General features: G+C 42.9%; 30 protein-coding genes and 1 tRNA gene. 13 read left to right on the top strand and 18 right to left on the bottom strand.

The features are described 5' to 3' along the window. Positions 1-178: 178 nt before the first annotated feature. Both PWQ49_RS05165 and PWQ49_RS05160 read right to left on the bottom strand, forming a co-directional pair. Positions 179-703, bottom strand: coding sequence for a DUF5806 family protein (locus tag PWQ49_RS05165; RefSeq protein WP_300608683.1), 525 nt, complete (start codon positions 701-703; stop codon positions 179-181). Between the two features lie 61 nt (positions 704-764). Beyond that, the gene (locus tag PWQ49_RS05160) at positions 765-1565 is read right to left on the bottom strand and encodes a sugar phosphate isomerase/epimerase family protein (RefSeq protein ID WP_300608681.1); all 801 of its coding nucleotides are present in this window, start codon (positions 1563-1565) and stop codon (positions 765-767) included. A gap of 105 nt (positions 1566-1670) precedes the next feature. Here PWQ49_RS05160 and PWQ49_RS05155 point away from each other — a divergent pair, with 105 nt between their 5' ends. The 10 genes from PWQ49_RS05155 to mtrH all read left to right on the top strand — a co-directional run bounded on the left by PWQ49_RS05155 (position 1671) and on the right by mtrH (position 8147). Then, positions 1671-2654, top strand: a complete 984-nt coding sequence (locus PWQ49_RS05155) for a peptidase U32 family protein (protein ID WP_300608679.1) — start codon at positions 1671-1673, stop codon at positions 2652-2654. A gap of 22 nt (positions 2655-2676) precedes the next feature. Next, the gene (locus tag PWQ49_RS05150; protein WP_300608677.1) at positions 2677-3054 is read left to right on the top strand and encodes a DUF5402 family protein; all 378 of its coding nucleotides are present in this window, start codon (positions 2677-2679) and stop codon (positions 3052-3054) included. A gap of 173 nt (positions 3055-3227) precedes the next feature. Further along, a complete protein-coding gene (gene mtrE, locus PWQ49_RS05145; RefSeq protein WP_300608675.1) occupies positions 3228-4133 on the top strand; it encodes a tetrahydromethanopterin S-methyltransferase subunit E in 906 nt (301 codons plus the stop codon). Then, positions 4130-4849: a tetrahydromethanopterin S-methyltransferase subunit D gene (mtrD, locus tag PWQ49_RS05140; protein ID WP_300608673.1), complete on the top strand. Its 720-nt coding sequence runs from the start codon at positions 4130-4132 to the stop codon at positions 4847-4849. Before mtrE ends, mtrD begins: the two co-directional genes overlap by 4 nt. Position 4850: 1 nt before the next feature. Next, positions 4851-5666 carry a tetrahydromethanopterin S-methyltransferase subunit MtrC gene (gene mtrC, locus PWQ49_RS05135; RefSeq protein WP_300608671.1) on the top strand — a complete coding sequence of 272 codons (816 nt, stop codon included), beginning with the start codon at positions 4851-4853 and terminating at the stop codon, positions 5664-5666. Then, positions 5663-5989 (top strand): tetrahydromethanopterin S-methyltransferase subunit B, encoded by a 327-nt coding sequence (locus tag PWQ49_RS05130; protein ID WP_300608669.1) that lies wholly within the window; start codon positions 5663-5665, stop codon positions 5987-5989. Before mtrC ends, PWQ49_RS05130 begins: the two co-directional genes overlap by 4 nt. A gap of 4 nt (positions 5990-5993) precedes the next feature. Continuing rightward, complete coding sequence (gene mtrA / locus PWQ49_RS05125; protein ID WP_300608667.1) at positions 5994-6716, top strand: tetrahydromethanopterin S-methyltransferase subunit A; 723 nt, start codon at positions 5994-5996, stop codon at positions 6714-6716. A 5-nt stretch (positions 6717-6721) separates the two neighbouring features. Next, positions 6722-6949 carry a tetrahydromethanopterin S-methyltransferase subunit F gene (locus PWQ49_RS05120; protein WP_300608665.1) on the top strand — a complete coding sequence of 76 codons (228 nt, stop codon included), beginning with the start codon at positions 6722-6724 and terminating at the stop codon, positions 6947-6949. Position 6950: 1 nt separating this feature from the next. Beyond that, the gene (gene mtrG / locus PWQ49_RS05115) at positions 6951-7178 is read left to right on the top strand and encodes a tetrahydromethanopterin S-methyltransferase subunit MtrG (protein ID WP_300608663.1); all 228 of its coding nucleotides are present in this window, start codon (positions 6951-6953) and stop codon (positions 7176-7178) included. 12 nt (positions 7179-7190) lie between these two features. Further along, on the top strand, positions 7191-8147 hold the full coding sequence (mtrH, locus tag PWQ49_RS05110; RefSeq protein WP_300608662.1) for a tetrahydromethanopterin S-methyltransferase subunit H: 957 nt from the start codon (positions 7191-7193) through the stop codon (positions 8145-8147). Positions 8148-8295: 148 nt separating this feature from the next. On the opposite strand, the gene PWQ49_RS05105 is transcribed toward mtrH, so the two are convergent. The 5 genes from PWQ49_RS05105 to PWQ49_RS05085 form a co-directional block, all read right to left on the bottom strand. Then, the gene (locus tag PWQ49_RS05105; protein WP_300608660.1) at positions 8296-9441 is read right to left on the bottom strand and encodes a HEAT repeat domain-containing protein; all 1146 of its coding nucleotides are present in this window, start codon (positions 9439-9441) and stop codon (positions 8296-8298) included. A gap of 171 nt (positions 9442-9612) precedes the next feature. Then, the gene (locus PWQ49_RS05100) at positions 9613-10761 is read right to left on the bottom strand and encodes a HEAT repeat domain-containing protein (RefSeq protein WP_300608658.1); all 1149 of its coding nucleotides are present in this window, start codon (positions 10759-10761) and stop codon (positions 9613-9615) included. Between the two features lie 106 nt (positions 10762-10867). Continuing rightward, entirely contained in the window at positions 10868-11971 is a 1104-nt protein-coding gene (locus tag PWQ49_RS05095) for a S1 family peptidase (RefSeq protein WP_300608656.1), read from the bottom strand. A gap of 225 nt (positions 11972-12196) precedes the next feature. Further along, complete coding sequence (gene nth, locus PWQ49_RS05090) at positions 12197-12823, bottom strand: endonuclease III (RefSeq protein WP_300608654.1); 627 nt, start codon at positions 12821-12823, stop codon at positions 12197-12199. 83 nt (positions 12824-12906) lie between these two features. Beyond that, on the bottom strand, positions 12907-13260 hold the full coding sequence (locus tag PWQ49_RS05085) for a helix-turn-helix domain-containing protein (RefSeq protein WP_300608652.1): 354 nt from the start codon (positions 13258-13260) through the stop codon (positions 12907-12909). A 119-nt stretch (positions 13261-13379) separates the two neighbouring features. On the opposite strand from PWQ49_RS05085, the gene PWQ49_RS05080 reads away from it, so the two are divergent. Continuing rightward, positions 13380-13562 carry a hypothetical protein gene (locus tag PWQ49_RS05080; protein ID WP_300608650.1) on the top strand — a complete coding sequence of 61 codons (183 nt, stop codon included), beginning with the start codon at positions 13380-13382 and terminating at the stop codon, positions 13560-13562. A 46-nt stretch (positions 13563-13608) separates the two neighbouring features. Here PWQ49_RS05080 and hdrB read toward each other — a convergent pair whose 3' ends face one another. Together hdrB and hdrC are read right to left on the bottom strand one after the other, a co-directional pair. Beyond that, a complete protein-coding gene (gene hdrB / locus PWQ49_RS05075) occupies positions 13609-14502 on the bottom strand; it encodes a CoB--CoM heterodisulfide reductase subunit B (RefSeq protein ID WP_300608648.1) in 894 nt (297 codons plus the stop codon). Between the two features lie 4 nt (positions 14503-14506). Continuing rightward, on the bottom strand, positions 14507-14989 hold the full coding sequence (hdrC, locus tag PWQ49_RS05070; protein WP_300608646.1) for a CoB--CoM heterodisulfide reductase subunit C: 483 nt from the start codon (positions 14987-14989) through the stop codon (positions 14507-14509). A 259-nt stretch (positions 14990-15248) separates the two neighbouring features. Between hdrC and PWQ49_RS05065 the strand changes: the two genes are divergently transcribed. Continuing rightward, entirely contained in the window at positions 15249-16064 is an 816-nt protein-coding gene (locus tag PWQ49_RS05065) for a protease inhibitor I42 family protein (RefSeq protein WP_300608644.1), read from the top strand. Positions 16065-16670: 606 nt separating this feature from the next. Here PWQ49_RS05065 and PWQ49_RS05060 read toward each other — a convergent pair. The 9 genes from PWQ49_RS05060 to priS all read right to left on the bottom strand — a co-directional run bounded on the left by PWQ49_RS05060 (position 16671) and on the right by priS (position 22210). Beyond that, positions 16671-16793, bottom strand: a tRNA-Ser gene (locus PWQ49_RS05060). A gap of 112 nt (positions 16794-16905) precedes the next feature. Continuing rightward, positions 16906-18006 carry a TIGR00375 family protein gene (locus PWQ49_RS05055; RefSeq protein ID WP_363321813.1) on the bottom strand — a complete coding sequence of 367 codons (1101 nt, stop codon included), beginning with the start codon at positions 18004-18006 and terminating at the stop codon, positions 16906-16908. A 65-nt stretch (positions 18007-18071) separates the two neighbouring features. Further along, positions 18072-18848 (bottom strand): proteasome assembly chaperone family protein, encoded by a 777-nt coding sequence (locus PWQ49_RS05050; RefSeq protein ID WP_300608643.1) that lies wholly within the window; start codon positions 18846-18848, stop codon positions 18072-18074. Continuing rightward, entirely contained in the window at positions 18830-19009 is a 180-nt protein-coding gene (locus PWQ49_RS05045) for an RNA-protein complex protein Nop10 (RefSeq protein ID WP_300608641.1), read from the bottom strand. The genes PWQ49_RS05050 and PWQ49_RS05045 overlap by 19 nt, the downstream gene beginning before the upstream one ends. A gap of 6 nt (positions 19010-19015) precedes the next feature. Continuing rightward, positions 19016-19813 carry a translation initiation factor IF-2 subunit alpha gene (locus tag PWQ49_RS05040; protein ID WP_300608639.1) on the bottom strand — a complete coding sequence of 266 codons (798 nt, stop codon included), beginning with the start codon at positions 19811-19813 and terminating at the stop codon, positions 19016-19018. 11 nt (positions 19814-19824) lie between these two features. Further along, positions 19825-20001: a 30S ribosomal protein S27e gene (locus PWQ49_RS05035; protein WP_300608637.1), complete on the bottom strand. Its 177-nt coding sequence runs from the start codon at positions 19999-20001 to the stop codon at positions 19825-19827. Between the two features lie 7 nt (positions 20002-20008). Beyond that, complete coding sequence (locus PWQ49_RS05030) at positions 20009-20287, bottom strand: 50S ribosomal protein L44e (RefSeq protein ID WP_300608635.1); 279 nt, start codon at positions 20285-20287, stop codon at positions 20009-20011. Continuing rightward, positions 20284-20997 (bottom strand): hypothetical protein, encoded by a 714-nt coding sequence (locus PWQ49_RS05025; protein ID WP_300608633.1) that lies wholly within the window; start codon positions 20995-20997, stop codon positions 20284-20286. Before PWQ49_RS05025 ends, PWQ49_RS05030 begins: the two co-directional genes overlap by 4 nt. Beyond that, positions 20984-22210, bottom strand: coding sequence for a DNA primase catalytic subunit PriS (gene priS, locus PWQ49_RS05020; RefSeq protein WP_300608631.1), 1227 nt, complete (start codon positions 22208-22210; stop codon positions 20984-20986). Before priS ends, PWQ49_RS05025 begins: the two co-directional genes overlap by 14 nt. 111 nt (positions 22211-22321) lie before the next feature. Between priS and rqcH the strand changes: the two genes are divergently transcribed. Next, positions 22322-24331: a ribosome rescue protein RqcH gene (rqcH, locus tag PWQ49_RS05015; RefSeq protein WP_300608629.1), complete on the top strand. Its 2010-nt coding sequence runs from the start codon at positions 22322-22324 to the stop codon at positions 24329-24331. The last annotated feature ends 7 nt before the right edge of the window (positions 24332-24338 follow it).

Raw genomic sequence — 24338 nt, 5'->3', positions numbered from 1 at the left:
GTACTAATCCGAGAAATGATAAATATGTTATTCTATGAAAGGATGTAAGTCCCTCATTGATGAAATGGGAAGGAACCAAAGGAAAGGAGGTTTTGAGGGACTTCTAGCCTTTGCACTACTTCTAAGTAAGCACAACTTGTATATAAACAATTTTATTTGATTTAAATAGGATGTCTTTTTAGATAGCATAGTCTTCATACTCATCGTGTTCTTCATTTTCTTCGAGGGACTCGTTAATGCGCTTGAGAACCTCTGCAATTAGCTTCTGGACTTCTTCCGAATGTTCTTCTGGTGCCTGAACACCTTCAACTTCTATCAATTTTCTAATGTCCGAAATCACATCATGGATGAGCGAAATCATCTGCTTTCTATCAAGAAGTCCTGCATAATATGCATAAAAGAAAGTGACTCCACTGCGCCTGATTTTTTTCTGAAATGCCGAGTGTGCATTTGATACTTCCTGCCTTGAATAAGGACGCTCCACGAAGGGAACCAAATCTGGCAGGTTCTCACCGATCCAGGTCATTTCAGCCTGATTAGACGTGTTCCTGAAATCGGCACATAGGCGGGCAATAACCCATTCCCGTGCAGTTAAATGTGTAGTGGATTTCAGGTAGTGTGTGACATCAGAATATGACTTCTGCTCCAGTTTTTTGAATTTTTCATATGGGTTCAGACAGGCACCTCCAATACCGTATTGCAACCAGTATTATACATTGTTGTGCCTTTAAAGTTTATTCTTGTCAAAAAAGATTAATACCAACTCAAAGGATTTCACTTATAACTCTTTTTCCTTCAAGCACGTCCTCAAGAGAAAAGACTTCTAGATTATAGATCCCTTTGAAATCATGAAGCTCTTTCAAAACACTGTAGTCAATACACCCTCCTCCGGGTGCCATATGAGCATCTCCACAATATTCATCAGTCCAGCAACCATGGTTATCATGCAGGTGCACATGCACCACATGTTCCGATATTTGTCTGGCAAAGTGGCGTAAAAGAGCCTGATCACTCCTGCATGTGAGATTGGCATGACCCACATCAAAGGTAATCCCCAGAGCAGGTGAATCAACTGCATAGACGGCCCTCAACAGTTCGGCATAATCACAACACAGGTTTTCTGGGTCTGTTCCTTCCTTGTTTTCAAGACCAAGAACAACATTTCTATCAAGTGCAAAATCAGCAAGCTGTTTGAGCGCATCTATCATCTTCCTGAACGAATGTTCACGATCAGCATGGATCCTGCCTGGATGAATGACAACCGCTTTTGACCCAAGTTCGGATGCAAGCGAAATGGATTCTTCAATCAGCCTGAAGTGAAGTTTTTTCATTGCAGACAAATCAACTACAATTTCGAAGGGGTAATTGGGCGTATCGGCAAAATACGGGGCATGAATTGAAGTTTCAAGATTGCATGTAGAAAGCTCGTCAATAATTATCTGAATCGCTTCATAGTTAAGCTCATCACTATTATAGACCCCTAATTTAGGAATGTACAATTCCACAGAATCAACATGCTCATCAAGTATGGAGAGGGGGGCAGCAAATGACGATGCTCCAATCATATTAAAGTACGTTCCGATATTGATTAATAACATTTTTGGTGAAAACAAAACTTGGTGAAAATAAAACCAAAATCCTTATCTAAAAAAACCTGTTATGCCTCAACGATGAAACTTTATGTTCCCCATGTAGGTCATATGGAAGGTCTGCGGAGTTTACTTGAAGGTTCTGATGACATTTATGCTGTTTATATGGCAGGTTCTCCTGACTATATCGGCACAGGACGCACAAACTTAAGCGCACCTTCGATTGAAGACATCGCAGAGCAGGTTGAGTATGCCCACAGTAAAAACGTAAAACTTGAAATTGTGCTCAACAGTTCCTGCATGGGAGGGCAGCAGCTTTCTCCGGAAGGCTACCGCACAATAAGCTGGTATTTTGACCGGCTCAATGAAATGGAAGTAGATTCAGTTACAGTAGCAGACCCTTACCTTGTAGAAATGTTGAGCAGGGATTACGACATAGAAGTTGTAGTTTCGGTACTTTCATTTGTGGATTCTCCACAGAAAGCAATGTTCTACGAAGAGTTGGGTGCAGATACCATTGTTGTGGATCCGGTGGTAAATAGGGATTTCCAGAAACTTGAAGCTATCAAGGAATCTGTTTCCTGCAACCTTAAATTGTTGGTTAATGAAGGTTGTCTGTATCAGTGTCCCTTCAGGTATGCCCACTTCAACTTCTTTTCCCATGCCAATGGTCCCGGACCCAAACCCAATGTTCTCGATGACTATTATTACTACAAATGCCTCTCAATCAGGCTGAGGGACCCTGAACAAATCATAAAGTCTCCTTGGATTCGCCCGGAGGATCTTCCCCATTACCTTCCTATAACAGACACGTTCAAAATAGGTGGAAGAACTCACTTTATCAACTGGATCTTGAACACTGTCAATGCTTATTCAAACCAGCATTATGACGGGAATCTGCTGGATCTGCTTGACAGTATCCGGGATCTCCGGGAAGTCTTTGAAATCCCTAACTCTGAACTTGATGGTACTATCAAACAATGGGAAAACTGCAGCAAAAACTGCAAGAAGTGTGGATATTGCAAAAGGCTCTCTGAAAAAGTTGTACGGGTCATAGAAAGATAAACGGCATAAATGAGGAAATACAATGACAATTGCGGAATCTCTTCTATCTGTCAGAAATGATCTGGAAAGAAAATTAAGGGAAATGCTTGGAATCCCCGTATTTCTTGCTGAACTTGATGCCTTTGCCCTCCCCTGTGGATGCAGTGGTGCCACTATAAACATACGTGGACTTCGTGTTGATGATGTTGATGTTTTTGAGGAGCACATCCTGAAATTCATTGATGAATCTGCGGAAAAAATGGAAATGGATCCCTTTTTTGTTTTTGCCAGATTGATCCCGGGAACTGCAGAAATTGCATCCCTGAACATACGAATGCTTTGCGATAGCTGCTATCAGGAATTCGGTAGAATTGAAGGAAAGCAACCAAGACCTGATATTTATGTCCTCAGAACTGCATAAAACCTATCATTTTGTATGGATTTCCGAAAGCTTTATGAATTATATAATATAATCCCATGCATCCCTGTATTAGGTAATCTCATATTCATAAACTGGAGTACATGACTCTTCAGGATTGCTCTTTATTATAATACAAGGAGCTATGTTAACTAAACAAAGGAGGAGAAAAGCGAATGGAACCACTTATGGGTATGGGTGTGCTTGCAATAATAGGAGCTGCAGCAACTATTGCTGGCGCATCTGAAGACCTTGAGTCGGACGTCGGGTCACAAAGTAACCCTAACTCACAGGTCCAATTAGCACCCCAAATGAATTACCCTCATCGGATTTTCAATAAAGCTATTTCTGGTGAGCCTCCCTCTAACGCAATGTTAGGCGCTGTTGGCGGTACAGTTACCTCCGTGCTTATGAATGCATATGGTCTATCTGTAGTATTTGCAATTGCTGCAGGAGCACTCGTTGCTGCACTCATTCACGGGACTTACTGTACATCCGCGTATATGGGAAGAAGTGCAAGTCAGAAACGTTTCAGACAACCAATCTACCTGGACATAATACGCTCCCATGTCCCGGTAATGATGGGATTCGCATATATTACTACATTTTGTATTCTTGTCGTATCCTATCTTATGACAGCTGTTCTCGCTCATCCGTTCCCACTGCCACTTCTGGCATTTATCTGGGGAATTACAGTTGGTGCAATCGGTTCTTCAACCGGTGATGTCCACTACGGTGCAGAGCGTGAATTCCAGAACGTAGAATTTGGGTCAGGTCTCAATGCCGCAAACTCCGGTAACATTGTCCGCAAGGCAGAATCGGGTTTAAGGAACGGTATTGATAACTCATGGTTCTGTGCCAAGTTCGGCGGACCTGTAACAGGTATCGCATTTGGTATGACCGTATTCCTGAGTGGCTGGATTACAGCTGTTTTCGATCCATCTACCGGCACCACTGCTGGATGGCTTTCTGTTATTGCAGGTGCTATAATCGTACTTGCCCTTATTATCTGGAACAGAAGGATTGAAGTCGCAGCGCGCAATACCTACGGACCTTACAAGGAAGACGAGGTGGAAGCATGATAGATATAGCCGGAATTCTTATTGATAACATCTTGTTTGTCGCTTTGATCACTCTTGGTGGCGTACTGATTTCATGGAGTGTTCACTTCGTGCCTGTAGGTGGTGCACCTGCAGCTATGGCACAGGCAACTGGTATCGGAACCGGAACTGTTCAACTCGCTGCTGGTGCGGGTTTAACCGGATTGGTGACAGCCGGTGCAATGATCAATGTAACCGATAGCCTTCCACTTATCCTTGCATCTGGTGCAGTGGGAGCAATGATTATGATTTCAGTTACAATGATTGTAGGTACCTGGGTATACACCTATGGTGTAGGAGTGCCCCCTGCCTCTGCAAAGGTAGATTATGATCCAATTACAAAAGACAGACAGGATATTTATGTGTCACAGGGAACAGAAGGTCATGGACTCCCAACGGTCTCTTTTGTAAGCGGTGTCATCGGAGGAGGTCTTGGAGGTATTGGTGGTGCAATGGTTTACTACTCCCTTGTGAACATCACTACCGGTCTTTCAGCTACTAACCTGATGGGTCTTGCAAGTATCTTTGCAGTAGGTATCTTCTTCGTGAACGCGGTAATTCCATCCTACAACATTGGTGGTACCATCGAAGGTTTCCACGATCCAAAATTCAAGAGATGGCCAAAGGCTGTAATCACATCATTCATTGTCACATTTATGTGTTCAATTGTAGGTGTAATCGCCATAGGAGGACTATAAAATGTCTGCAGGCGGAAGTGGAGGAGGAGCCCCCGAGGCAATTCCCCAGAATAAACTTATCGCATTCGGCGTAATTGCCGGATTAGTTGGTGTGTATCTATCCCATTACCTTGTAGCATATGTCAGCACTGCATTCTCCTTTATAGGAGGACTTGCTGCAATTTGTGCAATTGTATGGGGTGCAGCAGCAGTAAGACGTGTAGCCAGTTATGGTCTTGGTACAGGTGTACCCTCTATTGGTATGCTCGCTCTTGGTATGGGTGTCGTAGCCAGCATGTTTGGCCTTGCAGTAGGTGGCATTGCCGGCCCTATAATAGCCCTGTTAAGTGCAGCAATCATTGGTCTTGTAATCGGAGTACTCGCAAACCGTGTAATCGGGATGGGACTCCCAATCATGGAACAGTCCATGACAGAGATTGCCAGCGCAGGATGCCTTACAATTCTCGGACTCAGCGCATCCATGACAGGAACATTCCTGTTTGACGCAGTCCTTAACAACGTTGTTGCAACTGGATACATTGCAGTAATCTTCATTGCGGGCGGTCTTGCTATCCTACACCCATTCAACGCAAACCTTGGACCTGATGAAAAACAGGACAGGACTCTTATGACAGCAGTTGAAAAAGGAGCTATCGCAATGATAATTGCAGGTATTGTATCTATCACAACTGATGGAGCTGCATCAGCACCTACTATCCTGATTGGACTGTTCATATGGTATATGGCATTTGAACAATACAGGAAGTATGTTGATAGGGATGCATATGATGTCGTTGGAGTTGGTCTCCTGCCTACTGAAGAGGAGGGATCAGAATGAGTATGGTACACGTTGCTCCTGAAACACATCTGGTCATGGATCCGATTGGCGGACTGGTCGCTGAAGAGCGGGAAGATATTATTAGCTATTCCATGGACCCGGTAATGGAAAGAATAGATGAATTAGATAAAATTGCTGATGATCTGGTAAACTCACTTGCTCCGGACAGGCCACTGCTTAACTCATTCAGTGGAAGGGAAGGTGCTGCATACAAAGCAGGTATCTATGGAAATGCTTTTTATGGAATTGTTGTCGGGCTTGTGGTTGCTGGAATTATGGCACTGGTTCTCTATATAATGAGCCTGATTTCAATAGGATTGTGATATTATGGTTGACAAAAGAGAACCCGCAGCAGGATGGCCTATCCTGAAAGGTGAATACGAGGTAGGAGATCCACAGAACTGTGTTGCAGTAATAACTCTTGGATCACATCTTGACGGCGCTCCCCAGCTAGAAGCAGGAGCTGCCATTACAGGTCCCTGTAAAACTGAAAACCTTGGTCTTGAAAAGGTAATAGCCCATATTATTTCAAACCCCAATATCAGGTTTTTGATAGTAACCGGTTCTGAAGTAAAAGGTCATATCACCGGAAATGCATTCCTGATGCTACACAAAAACGGTGTCAGTGAAAACCGTATTGTGGGCGCAATCGGTGCAATCCCTTATGTGGAAAACCTGACTGATGAAGCCATAAAGCGGTATCAGGAACAGGTAGAGTGCATTGATCTGATTGGCACCGAAGATATGGGTCAGATAACCGCTAAGATAAAAGAATGTGCTGCAAAAGATCCAGGTGCCTTTGATGCAGATCCTCTTGTCCTCGAGGTAGGCGAAGAAGGCGAGGAAGAAGCAGAAGTTGGCGGACTTAAGCCAATGGCATCCGAACTCGCAACTATAAGGAACAGGGTCCTTGATATTGAAAGGGAAATGATCAACATTGGAAACCTGAATAAGTTCCATGCAGGTGTCCATGCAGGTAAGATTGAAGGAGTGATGGTAGGTCTAGTGATTACACTTTCACTTCTGGGACTTTTATTGTTCGGGAGGTAAGTAATATGGCGGAAGAACAATACGGACAGGGCGTGCCAATGGTCATCGAGCCTTCAATGGGAGCTATAGATTCCAAGGTTGAAAGCATCCGCTACAGGGCACAGCTTATTGCAAGGAATCAGGTACTTGATTCCGGTGTCTCCGCAACAGGAGTAATCGGATTTGCAGCTGGATTTATCTTTGCCATATTAATGGTACTGGTACTCCCACTCCTTTTATGGGGGGTGATGTGATATGGATAGTGTACAGGAAAAAATCCCGGCAGTTGTAGTGGATCCAGATGATTTCAATGAGGTCCTCAAACGCCTGAACGAAATCGATGAAAAAATCGAGTTCGTGAACAGTGAAATAGCACAAAGAATCGGAAAGAAAGTGGGAAGAGACATTGGTATTCTCTACGGAGCCGTAGCAGGTATCATAATGTTCTTACTCTACATTTCAATATCACCAATACTCTTCTGAGAGGGAAATAATATGTTCAAATTTGATAAGAAACAGGAAGTTTTCGACATATGTGGGATCAAATTCGGCGGACAGCCTGGCCAGTACCCCACTGTGCTTGTCGGTTCCATGTTCTACAACAGGCACAACATTGTGACTGACGAAGACAAAGGAATATTCGACAAGGAAGCTGCAGAGAAACTCTGGGACAGCATGATCGAGATGAGGGATGTTACCGGAAATCCATGTGTCAATCAGATTGTGGGTGAAACACCGGAAGCCATCAAGAACTACATCGATTGGTTCATTGAGTATGATGACGAGACTCCTTTCCTCATTGACTCATCTGCCGGAGAAGTACGTGCAGCAGCAGCAGACTACGTTACAGAAATTGGTGTGGCAAAACGCGCCATTTATAACTCCATCAATGCAAGTATCGACGATGATGAGATCGAAGCAGTAAAGAGAAGTGACATTGATGCTTCCATTGTACTGGCTTTCAATGCAGTTGACCCAACCGTCAATGGTAAACTTGAGATTCTTGAAGTCGGTGGTGCGGGACACAGTATGGGTATGCTTGACATCGCCAAGGAATGCGGAATCACAAAACCACTTGTCGATGTCGCAGCAACTCCACTAGGTGCAGGAGCCGGTGCATCAATGAGGGCAGTTATTGCTATCAAAGGGCACCTTGGTCTTCCGGTAGGAGGTGGATATCACAACCTTGCTTCTGCATGGGACTGGATGAAAGATTACAAGAAACAGTTCGAGACAAAGGAACAGCGCAAAGCAGTCTACATGCCTGCAGACATTGGAACGAACCTTGTCCCACAGACACTTGGTTCAAACTTCCAGCTGTTTGGTCCTATCGAGAACACACCTCTTGTTTATCCTGCTACCGCAATGGTAGACATTATCCTCGGCGAGACAGCCAAAGAACTCGGCCTGGAAATCATGGACGAGAACCACCCTGTGAACAAGCTGGTATAATCCGGCTTCGTTCACTTTTTTCTTTCTTTTTTTGCTCTAACTAAAGACAATCTTCAGATTGATGATTGTGAGCCACAGGCTCAAAAAATCAGAACTTGAACATTTTTGTGCACCCTATAGAACTGAATCTAAAAGGATTCAGCGTAAATTAGGGATTGGTACGGATTTTCCAATACAATAGCAGAATCACCACAAAAAGCAACCATCCTGTTAATCCAGGCGTATCCTGTGTTGCTGGTTCTTGGACCGGGAGGTCATGCGGTTCAATAATTCCATACTCAAACATAACAGGTACATTTTCAATGCCAATTTCCTGCGCATGTCGATCAAAGATGTCATAAATTTCGTTTAGCCCAGATTCACTGACATTCGAACCTACTACGAGTCCAACTGAAATAGAGCCGCCATAATTGTATCCATATGAAGATACTGTGCCTTCAGACCTTATATACTCATCCATTTCTATTTCCGAAGCCTCTACAACAATCTTCAACTTGTCGAGGAAATCCCGTTTTTCAGCTTCGATATAAAAATCTGGTTTTTTCCCATAATTGGTGAGATGAAGCCTCCCATTTTCACTTTGATTTTCAATCGCTTCTATGGAGGACTTTGCAAGAGTTCGAACCTGTTCTGATTCATCGTTCAGGAGCATACCAAGTGGCACAATAGCCCTTTCATCACCAATATCACCAAGGGTTTGAATGGCACGAGACTTCACATCTGGATCATCACTCTCAAGTAATTCTATTAGCGGTCCTACGGCAGGTTCTCCGATTTCGCTCAAGGCATATCTTACGTCACGGTGCAAAACAAAACTCTCATTATCTGACAATACCTGAATAAGGGAGGGTACCGCTTTTTCACCATATTCTATTAAGAAAATTACTGCTAATCTCCGTTCATATTCAACATTGTCCTGATTTTTGGCATAAGCTACTAGCATATCAATACTTTCTTCCCCAATGTCCACAAGAGCAATTTCCGCCGCACCACGGACGTTCACATCGTTGTCCTCAATTAGATAAACAAGAGGCTCAATTGCCCTTTTATCCCCTATTTTACCAAGTGCAAGCGCAGAGTTTTCCCGGATATCCGGATTGTCATTTTCCAATGCCTGAATAAGTGATCCTACGGCAGGTTCCCCGATATCAACAAGACCCTTTACAGCATCAGACCTTACGGATATGTTTCCATCGGCTAATTTTTCTATTAGCTTTTCAATTGTGGCTTCATTTTCGGACGCGACAGGATTGGTATCAGCGTATGTAATAGTTGTGACTAATATTATAACCAAAATTGCTAAAAAGAAATTTTTTGTTAACATTATATCTACCTTGAATGCAGAGAATTTCTACAGAGCCATCATTTTCAAATCGACAGGAATGGGGCCTTGGACCAAAAAATCCAGAACATTATCGTTTTCAAGTGTCTTATAGAACTGAACCTAAAAAATTCAGAAAAGAAATCAAGGGCAAGTACGGACTTTCCCATATAACAACAGAATCACCATAATAGGCAGACACCCTGTAAATCCGGGAGTCTTCTGAGTTACTGGTTCTCCTTCGCCAGCTACAGGTTGCCCCTCACCAGCTACAACATCTCCGTACTCAAACATGACAGGTACATCTTCAACGCCAATCTCCTGTGCATGTCGATCAAAAATGTCGTAGATTTCGTTTAACTTGGATTCATTAGCACCCGAATCTGCTACAATTCCAACTGAAATATATCCGTAATAACTGTATCCATAACCATATACAGGACCTTTAGGCCGGATGTATTTGTCCATTTCTGTTTCTGAAGCAGTTACAATAATATCCAGTTTGTCGAGAAAATCCCACCTTTCATCTTCGATATAGAAATCTGGTGTTTTCCCATAACTTACAAGAGACAAATTTTCATCTTTACTTTGATTTTCAATCGCCTCTATAGCGGACTTTGCAAGATCTCTGACCTGTTCTGATTCATCGTTCAGGACTTTGCCAAGCGGTTCAATTGCCCTATCATCACCAATATCACCAAGGGTTTGAATGGCACGGGATTTTACATCGGGATCAGCGCTATCAAGTAACCCAATCAAAGGTTCTACGGCAGGATCTCCGATCTTGTTCAGGGCAGATCTTACGTCAGGATGTAGCAAAAAGTACTCATCATCAGACAGTAACTGAATAAGTGAGGGTACTGCCTTTTCACCATATTCTCCCAAGACAATTACTGCTATTGTTCTGGAATATACAGCATTGTCCTGATTTTTGGCATAGGATACTAACAGATCTATGCTTTCTTCCCCGATGTTCCCAAGAGCAATTTCCGCCGCATGACGCACTTCTCGATTATCATCATCTAATAGATCAAGAAGAGGTTCAATCGCCCTTTCATCTCCGATTTTACCAAGTGCAATTGCAGAGTTTTTCCGGATATCCGGATTGTCGTTTTCCAATGCCTGAATAAGAGGGGCTACGGCAGGTTCCCCAATATCAACAAGACTTCGTACAACTTCTGACTTTACGGACACATTTTCATTAGCCAGGTTCTCTATTAGCACTTCAACTGCAGTCTCATTTTCAGAAGCATCCGGATTGGTATCGGCGTCTGTTAATGGTGTGATTAACATTAGAGTTATGGTTGCTAAAACTAATATTTTTGTTAGCATGATTACCTACCTTGATTAAAATATTTGTAAAACAAAAAGTAAAAAGTGTTATGCTTCAGATAATACTTCAATATGTAAGGGGAACAACACCTAAATCTTCAGTAATCCCACTTATTGGCGAGAACAGTGAGTAGGAAGTTCCGATCTTCCCGCTTTGTATTCCGTATATGCAGACTGTGGAAGTACCAGTTATCTTAAACACGGGTGCTCCGCTATCTCCACTGTCAGAGCTATACTCGGCTTTACATTGGTCATATAATATGTCATAACCAGGGTATGTTGTCATATAATGAATATCTGTTACTCGACCACTTGAAGTTAGTCCTGAAGTTATTCCTGAAATTCTAACATAATCCCCAACCTCTGGATCATCAAAAGATGTTACGTCCATCAATTGATTAGTATCATCATAATAAATTTTGTTATCAACGCTTCTATAATCATCCTCTATGAATGCCGCATCTGCATATTCAAATTCGAGTCTATCTACAGTACCTACTCTTTTTGTGGTACTAACATAAGGTTGGTAAAACATACTTCCAATACCACCAGCATTAATTGCACTGTGACCTGCAACCAAAAAGCCCTCTTCACTTGGATTATCTTCATCTCTTACTGCAAAACCAAGAGTTGAACTAAATCCACCACTTCTCACAACTCTAATTCCACCAATAAGTGGATTCCACGTACTAGTTCGTGACGTAACTTCAATTTGTGGTGAGTATTGGAATACAACGGGAACTTCCTCGATTCCATCTTTTTTGGCTTGTTTGTTGTATATTTCGTAAATTTCATTCATCGTTGATTCATCAATTTCAGATCCTTCCAATATATCAACAACCAAATACCCTTGATAATTATAACCACATGAGACCAAGGGACCTTCTGGTTGCATATATTGAAGCATTTCTTCGTTCACTTTCCTCCCACTGCTGTCCAGCTTATCAAGCCACTCTCGCTTTTCCTTTTCCTCTTTTATTTCAGGTATTTTCCCTTTTGTCTTGAGAACTTTGTCATCCTTTTCTAGTTTTTCATGGATATTTAGACCATAATCTGGCAATTTCTTTTCTTCGTTATCATCATTTGGAGCAGCTGAGCCCGATAATGACATTCCAACCAAAAACACACTTATTAGCAAAATGTGCAGTATTGATTTTGTACTTCTTCTCATACTTTGCCTCATTCAATTTACCCCAGAAGCAAAGCTATGTTTATATAGTGTAAATGGCAAACTTAGCCTTGCCTCAAGGCACGGGGTTCAACAATCGTTGTTAGGTCAAGTTGAACCCCCAAACATATTTTCGATGTAGAGTAAATCCTATGGAGTATAACTTATAAATATTTTGTGACCATATCGTCCAACTGAAAAGAGAAAGTGCCTTTTTTTCACTAAAGCTTAGTCGGATTTATTTACACCGAGCTTTGCGCACATATCATCTATGGGACATACACCGCATTTCGGGGAGATCGGCCTGCAGATTTCTTTCCCGAAGCTTACAAACAACTCGTTCACATCCCTCCACATATCTTCAGGAAGCACTTCCTTGAGCGATTCCTCAGTTTGTTCAGGATTGGAAGTCTTAACGATCCCGAGCCTGTTGGATATGCGGTGCACGTGCGTATCCACTGCAACAACATCTCTGGAAAAAGCGTAAGCCAGAACACAATTCGCCGTCTTTCGTCCCACTCCCGGAAGATCAAGAAGCAGATCCATATCCTCAGGCACTTCTCCGTCATACTTTTCCAGCAGGATGGAAGCTATCTGAATTACCCTCGGTGCTTTCATCCTGTAAAAACCGACATCCCTGATGAGATGTTCAATATCTTCCACATCTGCGGTGGCGAAGTCTTGCGGCGTGTCATAGCGCTTGAAAAGTCGCTTGGTCGCTACCTGTGTAACCTCATCACGGGTACGCTGCGAAAGCACTGTGGAAATCAGGACATAGAACGGATCATGCCTGTCCAGAAAGAACTGTAGAGTGTAGTTTTCCTTGAGTCTTTCAAAAATAAGAGGTGCTTCCATACAGAAGAATACTCGCTGCTGACACAAATATCATGTGCAACCATTATAGTGTGAGAAAACTGCAGCAAATGAGTGAGAAGTACTTACGCACAATGGTTTTGCGTTTTGTCTCTTTCCTGCACCCATTCAACCAGCGGCACCAGAGCGGTTTTTAGTTCGTCCCCATCATCTGTCAATGAATATTCAACTCTTGGTGGCGTTTCCGGATACACCTGCCTTTCGACTAAACCCTCTTTTTCCAGCATTTTCAAAGTATCAGAAAGTGATTTTGGACTTATTGCACCTATTTCCTTTTGTATATCACGATACCTGATTGAACTTTCTTTTTTCAAATGACTTACTATGCAGATGGCCCACTTCTTGCTAACTACATCTATGATTCCACGAATTGGACACAAACAATTAGCCACATTTTCGCAATTACTTTCTTCACACATAGTTTATCACCGGCCGGATATCTCCTACATTACCATAAACTTTATAGTATTAATACTTTCCATATAATAGTAAGTATTGGAAGCATACAAGATATTGTATGTGTATCGGATGTGAAAATATGTGTTGCAAACCGACCAATACAAATAAAGAAGTCTGCCAGCCCAATATGTGCAATTGTTGCATTGGGAAGAGACAGTTCTTAACCAGAGAAGAAGAAATCGAAATGCTTGAAAAATACAAAAGTGAATTAGAAAAAGAGATCCTCGGCGTGGATCAAAAGCTTCATGAGATAAAGGGATAATTCAAATCCCTTTTCTTTTTTTGACTTCTAGCCATTTGCTCTGCAATTAGCCTTCATGCACCAGCTTTTCTTCAAGGCTGCTGCAATCAGTTACGTTGAATTGCAGACCCGCATCCTCCGGTGAATAGCCAAAAGCAAGAGCAAGCAGTTGTGTGAAATGCAACACAGGGATTGCATAATCTTCACCGCCTTGTGTTTTGATCTCCTTCTGACCATCATCAAACTGCAAATGGCAGAACGGACAGGCATTTATGATACAATCTACATCTGCTTCCTTTATTCGGGAAAGTTTGTGATTGGTAATAGAAAGAGCACTATCAGATAACCCTGACCGAACACCACCCCCTGCCCCACAACATTCCATCTTATCCGGATAATCAACACTTTTGCAACCTGTAGCTTCAACAATCGAATCAAAGAAAGTTGGTCTTTCTATGCTCTCAAATTCCCGATCCCTAGATGGTTTGAGAAGATGGCAGCCATAATGCACGGCAACCCTCAATCCCAGCGGTTTTGTTACATTGAGCTTGATTGTGTCTGCTCCTATTTCCCTGAACAGGAATTCGGTTATGTGACGGACATCTACACTACCCTTATACTCCTTCCCGATTTTTGAAAGATGCTCGTTTGTCATTTCCCTGAGCTTTGAACTTTCCTTGAGCTTGTTGTTGGCCTCTGCCAGTGAGCCATAACATCCGTTGCAGAGAGTCAATACATCTCTTTCCATTTCCTCGGAGAGCAAGATATTGCGGGAGGCTATTGCAAGCCAGGAAGGTTCGTCAAACGAACGGAATACTCCCGGCGCGGGGCAGCAGGAGGCACCTACAAGGTCCTTGCAGTCAATGTCAAGTTTTTCAAAGCATAGTTGAGTAGCCTTTTCAATCCCAGGATATCGGTTGGGGATCAGACATCCCAGAAACAGTGAAACCTTATCGGACATCTTTTTAGTCCTCCACAATTTCCTCAAAATCACAGCTTTTAAGCAGCTTTTTAACTTCCATCAGCGCATCCGGCACGCTGTGTACTGTTGGAGGCAGTTCGGATAGTCCCAGTTGTTTGCGTCTTTCTGTATTTTCCTCATTAATCGGAACAGCATGCCCGGTTTCAAGAAGCAGGCTGGCTACCTTTCGGTGGGAATCCAGAATAATTCCCTGATGGACAGCAATCTCGCGAATTCTGAGCACTGCATCAACAATCCTGACCGAGCGGGGGCAGCGCTCCTGACAGTTGTAGCAGGTAGTGCACATCCACAGGGATTCATCCTCCATGACAGCTGGATCATGTGATGCCCTGCGTACAAGTCTCCTTATATTCAGCACAGTGTGTCTCCCAGAAGGACAACTACCGCTGCAAATACCACATTGCATGCATTTCAGGATGTCGAAATTCTCAATCGCAGATTCAAGAGAAGCTGTACCTTTCAGCATCTATTCACCCTCGTACTTTTAGGGGTTTATGAGTTATAAAATATGGTTTTTTTTTCGGATTTTAATACTGGAAGCGAGTTTTTATTTGAAATTGTGGAATTCTCAAGATTGCACAAATCAGGAACTCCATTAAATCTCTAATCTTTACTCTGTTCAATCACTGCGTAAGTTATGAAATTGACAGTAGCTTCAAAATGATTCGTATCTTAAGTAAAGGCTATATGCTTTTCTTCTCCTCTTTGTTTTGGGTGATAATGACATGAAGATTAATAGGTATGCAACTCTGGGTATTATTTTGATGGTTTTCACAGTTGCATTGGCGGCAGTGATGCTATCTGGATGCATGGAACCTTCCTCGCCGATAGACAATGTTTCCAATGGAGATAACGATGCAGAGGAGGTTGCTTTCTACAGTGAAGATGACAGTGGTTCTACAATATACGCTGAAGTAGGGGATACTTTTGAAATCCGCCTTGAAGAGAATCCTTCCACGGGTTACCAGTGGAATCTAACTGTTTCGGAAGGTCTTGGGATAATTGAAGATGAGTTTATTCAATCTCCTAAAGAGGAGGAACTTGTGGGTTCAGGTGGATTTCATGTCTGGGTAATTAGGGTAAATGAAGCAAGTGAGCAAACTATCGATGCAATTTACATGAGACCATGGGAGAATGTAACAGGTGAAGAGGATACTTTTTTCATGACGATTTCAGTGGCGGCAGAAAATGGAGATATGCAGGAAGGTGATTATGTATATGGCACAGCAGTTGTTGAGAACGTACAGGTCATGATCCTTGAATCCTTCCCTGTGCAGGTTCATCTCTCGGTCTCAGGCTACCTTCCTGACGGATGCACGGAGATTGATGAGGATGGTATCAAAGAGCTACGCGATGGCTTCAATTACACCGTCAATATTCCAACAAAACGCCCGGCAGATGCTATTTGCACACAGGCAATCGTCCCCTACAACATCAACGTACCCCTCGATGTGTACGGGATTGAAAAAGGCAGTTATACAGTGAACGTGAATGGATTCCGGACAACATTCGAGTTGCAGGTGGACAACGTGATTGAATAAGGATGGATGTTTTGGAGGAGATGCCGATCGTGGGGTGAACTAGTTTGACAACGTTCGCCCCTTGATGTATAATCCCAACTTTGACATCAAAAGTAATAAAAGTGTTCTTAATTCTGTTGTTGTATTCGACCAAAAATGCAAACAAAACTAAGAACATACGAGATAATTCCTAACAAGAATATATGCTTTCCTATCGGAACAATTCTGGCTGTAAACCGACTTTACGACATCCTTGATCTTTCCAATGTTTTTGGCAAGCACAAAAAGAATGATGTTGATATCAACAAGCTGCTGAAATCAAGTAAGAATTTGACAGTTCCCGTCGATTTTATGAAAAATCAGGATAAAAAGTACATTTACGCCAATTTTTATGCCATAAATATGCTGATTCTAAGGCAAACGTGGGATTTTCATGGCAATTAGTGTGAATTTTTTCAAACTATCAAGCGTTTTCCGACAAAAAACGAAGAATGTGGGTTGAATAGAAGACATTCTATTCATAATGTAGTGAAAGCTGTCAGACTTTAGGCTGTTTCTTGAGTATATGCGATGAAATAGTTGGGTTATTGAAAAATGGAATGTCCAGTCATAGGCCTTTATTTCAAGCGCCGGGGTTGGGATTCGAACCCAAGCACCCCGTTAGGGGAAACAGGTCTCGAGCCTGCCGCGTATAGACTCCGCGGCAAATTTTTAATTAGCCGTTGGATTAGTCCGCTCTGCCACCCCGGCACGTTTTGATTTGATGGGTTTATGGCTTAAATAAGTATCGTGTTCAAAAGTCGAAAAGGCTGCTCTGCTGCTTTTTCTGTCCCTTTTTTTCCTGTGGTTTGGAAATTGTATCCTAACCGGAAAGTTCCAGCCAGCCGTACTTCCCTCCGCCACCTGGATGAATGATAACTTTCTCCTCTCTGAATGCCCGGATACCGTCAATGATACGTTTGTCCACGAAATCAAGTTCTTCAAGGTCTGCATCCAGCATTGCAGCAGTCTCGCTGCCGAATCTGTCAACTAATTTATTCCATGCTGTGCTGACACCTTTGGTATTGATGCTGGAATGTCCCAGTGCCATCATAATAATCTCGGCCAGAGGCAAAGTATGGAGATATGGTGGTCTGTGATCCGGATGAGATGGCTCATCATAGTCTGCAAGCTCGTTCACCCTGTCGTATACCCCTTTCTTAACCTGCCCTCCGCAAACCCTGCATTTCCAGTCAATTTCCTCGCATTCCTCAAGGGTATAATGCCTGAAACATTTGATACATGCGGATTCATTGTACTTACCCTCCTGTGGGTAGAAGCCCACATTCAGCACACACTTGTATCCCTCTTTTCGGAGGATTGCCTTTTTGAGCCCCTCAAAACTAATATCCGGAACCTTGAATCTGTTAAACTCCCGTGCCAATTTGTTGGACCACGGGGAATGTGCATCCGAATTCGAGAGAAAGGTTAGGTCCTGCAACTCTGCGATCCTGTCCGCATAATCACTGTCCGCACTCAATCCAAGCTCAAGAAAAGCGATTTTGTCAGTCATATTTCCATAACAGCTTTCCAAACTATCATGGTAGGCGTACATACCAGTCCACGGCGTAAATGCATGACATGGTCCAAACAGTGCACCGACATCATGGGCAATCTCTGCAATTTCCTCACCGTCAAGCTGGACAGTGGGGCGGCCGTCAATCTTAAGATTGCCGTAGGGGCTAATGCGCTCCGCCAGCTCCTCAGCCTTTGAAATTGACGGTAAAATGAGCAAGTGATGGACTCTTTTTTTATCTTCGATTTCAGTTGTCAGAACAAACGATGTGCCATCTATTTCAACAGTTGTGTCATCAGAAGCATATTTCTGGATATCCGCAAGCCATTTAGGATGTATACAGTCCCCTGTTGCGACAAGGTCTATGCCTTTTCTGGCGGCTTCCCTTGCCATCACAGGCAGCTCCATCATGTTGGAGCAGGCCATTGAATACTTCGAATGAAGGTGTAGATCTGCGTTAATGATCATTGCGATTATCCGATATATCTCAGATCTTCGTCAGGGGTTTTATCAGGAAGCATTTGTTGCTGTTGTTGTTGCTTTTGCTCCATAAGATTTGCAACAATTTTTTCCATTTCCCGGGCACGTTTTTCAAGTTCGCTGACGTCAATTTCGACATCTAACAAATTGCTTAGCACTTTAATCAACGACTGTGCGCTCTTTGGATCAACCATGTAGCCGGATGTTAGTCCCATAAGGCAGGCTGCATCGATATTCCTAAATTTGCTTAAACCCAGCATAAGACCGGATGCCCCAACAATTCCGCCACCAGGTTCACATTCTTTAAAAGTTACGCCACATTCTTGAAGGGGTTCCACCAGTTCCACATTGTTGACAGCTCCCATCACCTCATCTTTATGTTCCAATTGGCCGGTGGGGAATCCGCCAAGGGTATAGATTCTGGAAACACCGTATTCTTCGGCAATATCAAGGTAGAGATCACAGAGCTCATATTGACCTTCGGTTGTTGCACTTTGTTGGTCTCCTGCCAGTAAAAGGAGATCAGTATCCCCCGCTTTGCACGTGTAAAATGAATTGCTTACAAGACGAATGGCACTGTTTTCGTCCACCAGTACCTGAGGGGGAAAGGAGGGAGAATAAATCTCTACAAGTTTTTCAGCTTTAAATGTTTCTATGATATGATCTACAACAAGTTTTCCCACGTGGCCGACACCGGGCAGTCCAACCAACAGAATAGGATTATCCAGTTCAACATCTTTCTTCAGCTGGATTACTTTTGTGCTCTGCATATCATTCCTTCCTTTTTGCTAATTCTGCGATATTTGCCGTATGGATCTTTTGGAGAAAACTTTGCAGGTCTTGGATCAGTTGTATCTGCACCGCAAACAGGGCATTTGTTCCGGAGGGAATATCTGCCGCAATCACGGCATTTCCTGATCGAATATCCCACCGGTAATCACGACCTTGCGGCTTCAATGTGACGGTGGAAAACACCTTTGCCACCCAATTGCTGAATCTTATCAATAGCTGTTTCCGCCGATTTTTTAAGAACTGCTTCAGCAACTTTGTAATCCGGAGCAATTACCTGGATACGGTATCTTGGTGCACCGGTGTAAGTAATATTTAACCGGACATCATCTCTGTCTACATTGTTTGCCTCTTCAAGAGCCATCCTGATAAGTTCAATGCCATTAGGTGCATTGTTTGTAAGATCGACATAACCGGCGATTTCAACGTATGGAAGTTTGATATTTTCCTGTGCAAGCTTCACGATGTTTGCAGCGACTTTCTTGCTGATCTTAACATCCTCAAATGCATTTTCGCCTTGGATTGCAGCTTCCTCAAATGCCGCATAATTGCTGCCAAATTCATCAAAAAGAGTATTCTCAAGTTTCTGCAGTTTTTTCTCATCGAGTTTAGATTCCTCTGCAACAAACTGCAGCCATTTGGTCGCCTTCTGTTCGTTTTTCCAATCCTGGATTTTAGCCCTTTTTTGGTGCTCATTCACATCTTTGAGGGAAAGGTCAATATGGCGTCTGGTAGTGTCTACGTTAAGGACCTTACAAACAATTTTCTGTCCTTCCTTTACGTAATCCCTAACGTATTTGACCCACCCTGCCCTTATTTCGGAGATGTGGATGAATCCCTCTTTGCCATTATATTCCTCAAGGGTTGTATAGGCCCCAAAGTCGGTAACGTTCTTGACTTCACAAACGACAAATTCACCAACTTCCGGCCATTTATTGTTATCCATCTGGAATCACTTTACTCGAGTACTTCAAGTATATGGGTTGTAATAGTGGATTTGCCACCAGTGGGTTCAGCAAGGGTTCTTCCGCAAACGACGCATTTAACCTTTCTGCTTGCGCTTCCGAAGATAACCTGTTCATTGGAACAATCATTGCATTTTACTCTGAGGAATCTGCTTTTTGGGGTTTCCATTATGATTTCACTCCTTAAAATCGAATTTCTTTGCTCTAAAACATGGTCTCTGGTGTGCTTTGTTGCACACGGTGCAACGGTATCTGAGTGCAATCCTCTTTGTGGGTTTATCACCACTAGGTACCTTAGAGAACTTTCCGCTGTTTCCAATACCAGTCTGTCTCTTCTTCTGCCTTCTAATGCGCGTCATCATTGACTCTCTGCCCTTCTTTACTTTCTCTGCGACATGCTCTGTGTGTTTATTACAGTACGGGCAATGTGTCCTGAATCTCTTTGGAATCTTCATAATCTCACATCTTTTAACTTGATTCGCCTTCCTTCAACAGGAATGGCTACGCCGCGTTTTACCAGTCCTTTTGCATTAAGGGCAGGCAATACTACGATGTCCTCCGCGGCAAGGGTGTAATTGTGATCATCTGCTGCTTTGAACGTAGGCAGGTCCTTTAGTATTCGGACAAGACAGTACTCTTCATTTATATCCTTTTTGCTTATCTGATTGCTTTCTTCTGGTTGCATGGTTGCTTCTTCAAAGTTATCCTGCTCCCGGATTACGTTACCATCAGATTCTTTTTTTTCCCCTTCGTTTTCATTAAGTGAAGGACTTGGTTTTGAAGTATTTGGTTTGAATATAGGATCAATTAATTCTTCTCTTGCGGTTTGTATTGCTGAAAGAATTGCTTTATATACCTTCTTCTCCGAAGGAAGCAATTTACTCATATCCTCACTGGAAGAAACCTCCAAAAACGCATTGGATGTGGCTCGAGAAGTTATTTTCCTGATCCTTCGGATGAAAATGGTTTCCACATCATTAAGGGCAGCTTGTAATTCATCTTCAAGGATCTTGGATTCCACTGATCTGGGGTTATTGATCTTTCTGATCTCTTCCTCAAGCTCATGAATGTAATCATTAACACGATTATAAAAATCGGGTGGTAAGGAGTTCAGGGATGGACTATTCTCCTGCCTGGAATATCCTTTGAACTCATTTCGATCCATATTCTGCAGCTCCTCTGCACATGAGGTAAATTGCGGCATATTCGGGGACCTGCTGCACTCCTTCCTCAACCTGCAGTTCCTCGCCTTTCATTTGTATCTCGTATGGTTTCATAACTTTTATTGTTACCGGTTTTCCTGAAAATACAACTGCATCTGAGAGGGGTTCGAAATTCTCAATTTCGTCAAGTCTCAGTGTTACGACACGCATCCCTGATCCACCGTGAAGGGAGCCGGGCAGGCGTATGAGTCTTTTGATGTCCGCAGTAACGGGTTCATCCACCTGTGCTGGATTAAGGAGATGTATATGATTTTCCTCTATTGCCATATTAATTAATTTGAGCAGCAGATCCTGTGAAATATTTGATCCGAAATCAAGCATGCCGGTTTTTCTAAAAGCATCCAGCCTTTCAGGATCAACAGCTATCCTTTCAAGTTGTGAAATAGCTTTTTTCCCAAAACCATCAATCTTTTTGAGTTCTCGGAATCTCTTTTTCTTGTCCTTTTCCATCTCTTCTCTAAGATAGCAGGCAATATATTCCGTAATTCTCCGGCTCCAGCCTGTATCAGGGTTTTTCAGGACATATCGACTGGATAACTCTGTTTTTTCCTTGAAACTCTTGGTGCCGGTTCCGGAATCTCCTTCAAGGAACTTTCTTTTATAAAAAAATTCGGCACGTATCCCCTTTCCCCCCACATAGTCAACAATTTCCCTTCTTTGAGGGCTTTCCAGTTGCCGGACCTTAGGATCTTCAATATGGAAGTGATATCCTCTGCCACCGGAAAAAACCGCAGTAATGCTGTCTTCCGGGAATCCGAAGTCATCCATAAGGAAATCCAGCAGTTTTAAAGCCTCGTTTTTCACCATATCAAGCATATCGGCATACGATTGAGGTGAGTTGGGAAGGTGATCTGCATCCAAGTCAAAAATAAGATCAGCTCCCAGCCAGTTTTTCTCTTTCATTGACGGGGCACCAGGATACTGATAATATGCAACAGAATGATACACATGAGCAGGCTGCATTGACACAAGGTAATCACGAATCTCTCCTGGAGCTTCAAACGCTTTGTGCCTGTACATAATGGTTTGGGGCATCTGATCAAACGAGATAAAACCCCATTCGCGGGAAGGAAGTTCTGAAGGCAGATCTAAATTTGCCATTCTATAGTATTCCTTGAATTTGCTTTTAAGGTATCTTTTTGTCCGGATGTCCATAAATAATAATCCTACCCAGCCTTTGTTGGAGACTCTGACTTTATTCATCTTAGCCTTATATAAGCTATTGGACAAACCTTTTTAGCATCTATTCCTTTATTAGTATCGGCCATGAAAGAAGAAATGACAAGTGTGGATGTTGCCGCATTGATAAATGAATTCAACACTCCTTCTATGACACTGGTAGATGCAAAAATCGGTAAAATTTACCAGCCGGCAGAGGAAGAATTACGCATTAATCTGAACCTGTTTACGAGAGGTCGCGTAAATCTTGTAATTGAATTGGGCAAACGTTTTCATCTGAGCAACTACATTCGACCCAGCCCGAAGATTCCTCAGGCATTCCCAATGCTTTTGAGAAAGCACATTATGGGAGGCAGAATCCTTTCCATTAACCAATATGATTTCGACAGGATTGTGGAGATACATATTATAAGAGGAGGTGAAACTACTGTCCTAGTTGTCGAGCTTTTTGGGCAGGGGAATATTGTTTTACTTGATAAGAATCGTCGCATCATCCTGCCGATGAAACCGGTTACTTTTAAGGGCAGGCGTATCAGGCGTGGCGAAATCTACCAGTATCCTGAGGCACAGTTAAGTCCGCTGGACATTGACAGTGAGCAATTATCCCAGATCTTCCATTCCTCAAATGCCGATGTTGTGCGTACGATTGCCAGTAGGTTTAATCTGGGAGGGGTATACGCCGAAGAAGTGTGCCTGCGCAGTGGTATAGATAAGACCCTAGATGCGGCTTCACTTGAAGAAAAGGAAATTAATGCTCTGATAGAAGGCTTGAAAGAAGTATTTAAACCACTTATAGAAGGTAAATTAAAGCCCTGCATAGTTCGAGAGGAACAAAATGGCAAACAAGTGGATGTCAATGTCATCCCCTTTGAACTGAAGCAGTATTCAGGTTATCAAATACAGTACTACGAATCATTTAACAAGGCTCTGGATGAGTTTTTTGGAAAGCGTTCAGCAGCTACTTTTGAGGAACAAAAGGAATCAGTCAAAAAAGAAAAAGTCGATGTTCTTGCCCGGCGTCTCCAGCAGCAGGAAGATGCAATTAATAAGTTTGGCAGGGAAATCGAGAAATATACTCAAACCGCTGAACGTATTTATGAATACTATCAGGACATCGAAGGATTGCTAGGTGTTCTGTCTTCAGCACGTGAAAAAGGTTATTCATGGCAGGAAATCTGTAAGATAATTGATGGTGCAAAAGAAAAATCTGAGGCGGCAAGATCAGTTGTTAATATCGATTCCTCCAAAGGAATCGTCACCATGAATCTCAATGGTGTAAAGGCGAATATCGATGTGCGAAAGACGGTTCCCCAGAATGCTCTTGTCTACTATGAAAAGGTCAAAAAGCTTGAAAAGAAGCGAAAAGGAGCCCTTGCCGCAATTGAGCAAACACGCCAGCAGATGAAAAAGAGAAAGAGCAAGAAAAAGGCTGCCACAAGGAAAGCCTTTGTCAAGAAACACTGGTATGATCGCTTCAGGTGGTTTGTTTCATCGGATGGTTTTTTTGTGGTTGCAGGACGTGACGCTGCCACGAATGAGGAAATCGTCAAAAAGTACATGGAAAAAAGGGATGTAGTTTTCCATACTCAGGCACCGGGAGCGCCCATGACTATCATAAAAACCCAAGGGATGAAAGTTCCCCAGTCTACCCTTGATGAGGTTGCCCAATTCGTAGTCTCCAACTCCAGTATCTGGAAGGCAGGACAGTTTGCAGGGGATTGTTATTGGATATTACCCGAGCAGGTTACCAAAACTCCAGAGTCGGGAGAATATCTCAGGAAGGGTTCATTTGTAATACGGGGAGAACGTAACTATATGCGGGATGTACCCGTAAGTGCTGCAGTAGGTCTTGAGCTTGGGAAGGAAACCCGTGTAATCGGTGGTCCGCTTTCAGCCGTGGAATCCAGAGCTGAACACGTAATTGAACTTGTTCCCGGTAAATTTAACCAGAATGACATTGCCAAAAAGATCTACAGGATATATGTGGAAAAGCTGGGGGATGTACATTTTGTGAAACAGATCGCATCTCCTGATAAAATCGCCATGATGCTTCCCCCAGGCGGTTCTGAATTGAAGAGATTAAGCGGAGTAAACTGAGGTATGT

Source organism: Methanohalophilus sp. (genome assembly GCF_030156785.1).
Lineage (GTDB): Archaea > Halobacteriota > Methanosarcinia > Methanosarcinales > Methanosarcinaceae > Methanohalophilus.
Note: the sequence above shows the minus strand (reverse complement) of the source record. Positions and strands in the feature narration are given on the sequence as shown.

Coding starts and splice junctions, on each gene's coding strand:
- PWQ49_RS05085 (WP_300608652.1), bottom strand. CDS start 13,260: ATGTGTGAAGAAAGTAATTGCGAAAATGTGGCTAATTGTTTGTGTCCA.
- nth (WP_300608654.1), bottom strand. CDS start 12,823: ATGGAAGCACCTCTTATTTTTGAAAGACTCAAGGAAAACTACACTCTA.
- hdrC (WP_300608646.1), bottom strand. CDS start 14,989: ATGCTGAAAGGTACAGCTTCTCTTGAATCTGCGATTGAGAATTTCGAC.
- PWQ49_RS05120 (WP_300608665.1), top strand. CDS start 6,722: ATGGCGGAAGAACAATACGGACAGGGCGTGCCAATGGTCATCGAGCCT.
- PWQ49_RS05035 (WP_300608637.1), bottom strand. CDS start 20,001: ATGGAAACCCCAAAAAGCAGATTCCTCAGAGTAAAATGCAATGATTGT.
- PWQ49_RS05055 (WP_363321813.1), bottom strand. CDS start 18,006: ATGGAGCTGCCTGTGATGGCAAGGGAAGCCGCCAGAAAAGGCATAGAC.
- PWQ49_RS05155 (WP_300608679.1), top strand. CDS start 1,671: ATGAAACTTTATGTTCCCCATGTAGGTCATATGGAAGGTCTGCGGAGT.
- PWQ49_RS05080 (WP_300608650.1), top strand. CDS start 13,380: ATGTGTTGCAAACCGACCAATACAAATAAAGAAGTCTGCCAGCCCAAT.
- PWQ49_RS05065 (WP_300608644.1), top strand. CDS start 15,249: ATGAAGATTAATAGGTATGCAACTCTGGGTATTATTTTGATGGTTTTC.
- PWQ49_RS05130 (WP_300608669.1), top strand. CDS start 5,663: ATGAGTATGGTACACGTTGCTCCTGAAACACATCTGGTCATGGATCCG.
- PWQ49_RS05040 (WP_300608639.1), bottom strand. CDS start 19,813: ATGGATAACAATAAATGGCCGGAAGTTGGTGAATTTGTCGTTTGTGAA.
- mtrE (WP_300608675.1), top strand. CDS start 3,228: ATGGAACCACTTATGGGTATGGGTGTGCTTGCAATAATAGGAGCTGCA.
- PWQ49_RS05030 (WP_300608635.1), bottom strand. CDS start 20,287: ATGAAGATTCCAAAGAGATTCAGGACACATTGCCCGTACTGTAATAAA.
- PWQ49_RS05050 (WP_300608643.1), bottom strand. CDS start 18,848: ATGCAGAGCACAAAAGTAATCCAGCTGAAGAAAGATGTTGAACTGGAT.
- PWQ49_RS05150 (WP_300608677.1), top strand. CDS start 2,677: ATGACAATTGCGGAATCTCTTCTATCTGTCAGAAATGATCTGGAAAGA.
- PWQ49_RS05095 (WP_300608656.1), bottom strand. CDS start 11,971: ATGAGAAGAAGTACAAAATCAATACTGCACATTTTGCTAATAAGTGTG.
- PWQ49_RS05160 (WP_300608681.1), bottom strand. CDS start 1,565: ATGATTGGAGCATCGTCATTTGCTGCCCCCCTCTCCATACTTGATGAG.
- mtrA (WP_300608667.1), top strand. CDS start 5,994: ATGGTTGACAAAAGAGAACCCGCAGCAGGATGGCCTATCCTGAAAGGT.
- PWQ49_RS05100 (WP_300608658.1), bottom strand. CDS start 10,761: ATGTTAATCACACCATTAACAGACGCCGATACCAATCCGGATGCTTCT.
- mtrC (WP_300608671.1), top strand. CDS start 4,851: ATGTCTGCAGGCGGAAGTGGAGGAGGAGCCCCCGAGGCAATTCCCCAG.
- mtrD (WP_300608673.1), top strand. CDS start 4,130: ATGATAGATATAGCCGGAATTCTTATTGATAACATCTTGTTTGTCGCT.
- hdrB (WP_300608648.1), bottom strand. CDS start 14,502: ATGTCCGATAAGGTTTCACTGTTTCTGGGATGTCTGATCCCCAACCGA.
- PWQ49_RS05025 (WP_300608633.1), bottom strand. CDS start 20,997: ATGGATCGAAATGAGTTCAAAGGATATTCCAGGCAGGAGAATAGTCCA.
- mtrG (WP_300608663.1), top strand. CDS start 6,951: ATGGATAGTGTACAGGAAAAAATCCCGGCAGTTGTAGTGGATCCAGAT.
- rqcH (WP_300608629.1), top strand. CDS start 22,322: ATGAAAGAAGAAATGACAAGTGTGGATGTTGCCGCATTGATAAATGAA.
- mtrH (WP_300608662.1), top strand. CDS start 7,191: ATGTTCAAATTTGATAAGAAACAGGAAGTTTTCGACATATGTGGGATC.
- priS (WP_300608631.1), bottom strand. CDS start 22,210: ATGGACATCCGGACAAAAAGATACCTTAAAAGCAAATTCAAGGAATAC.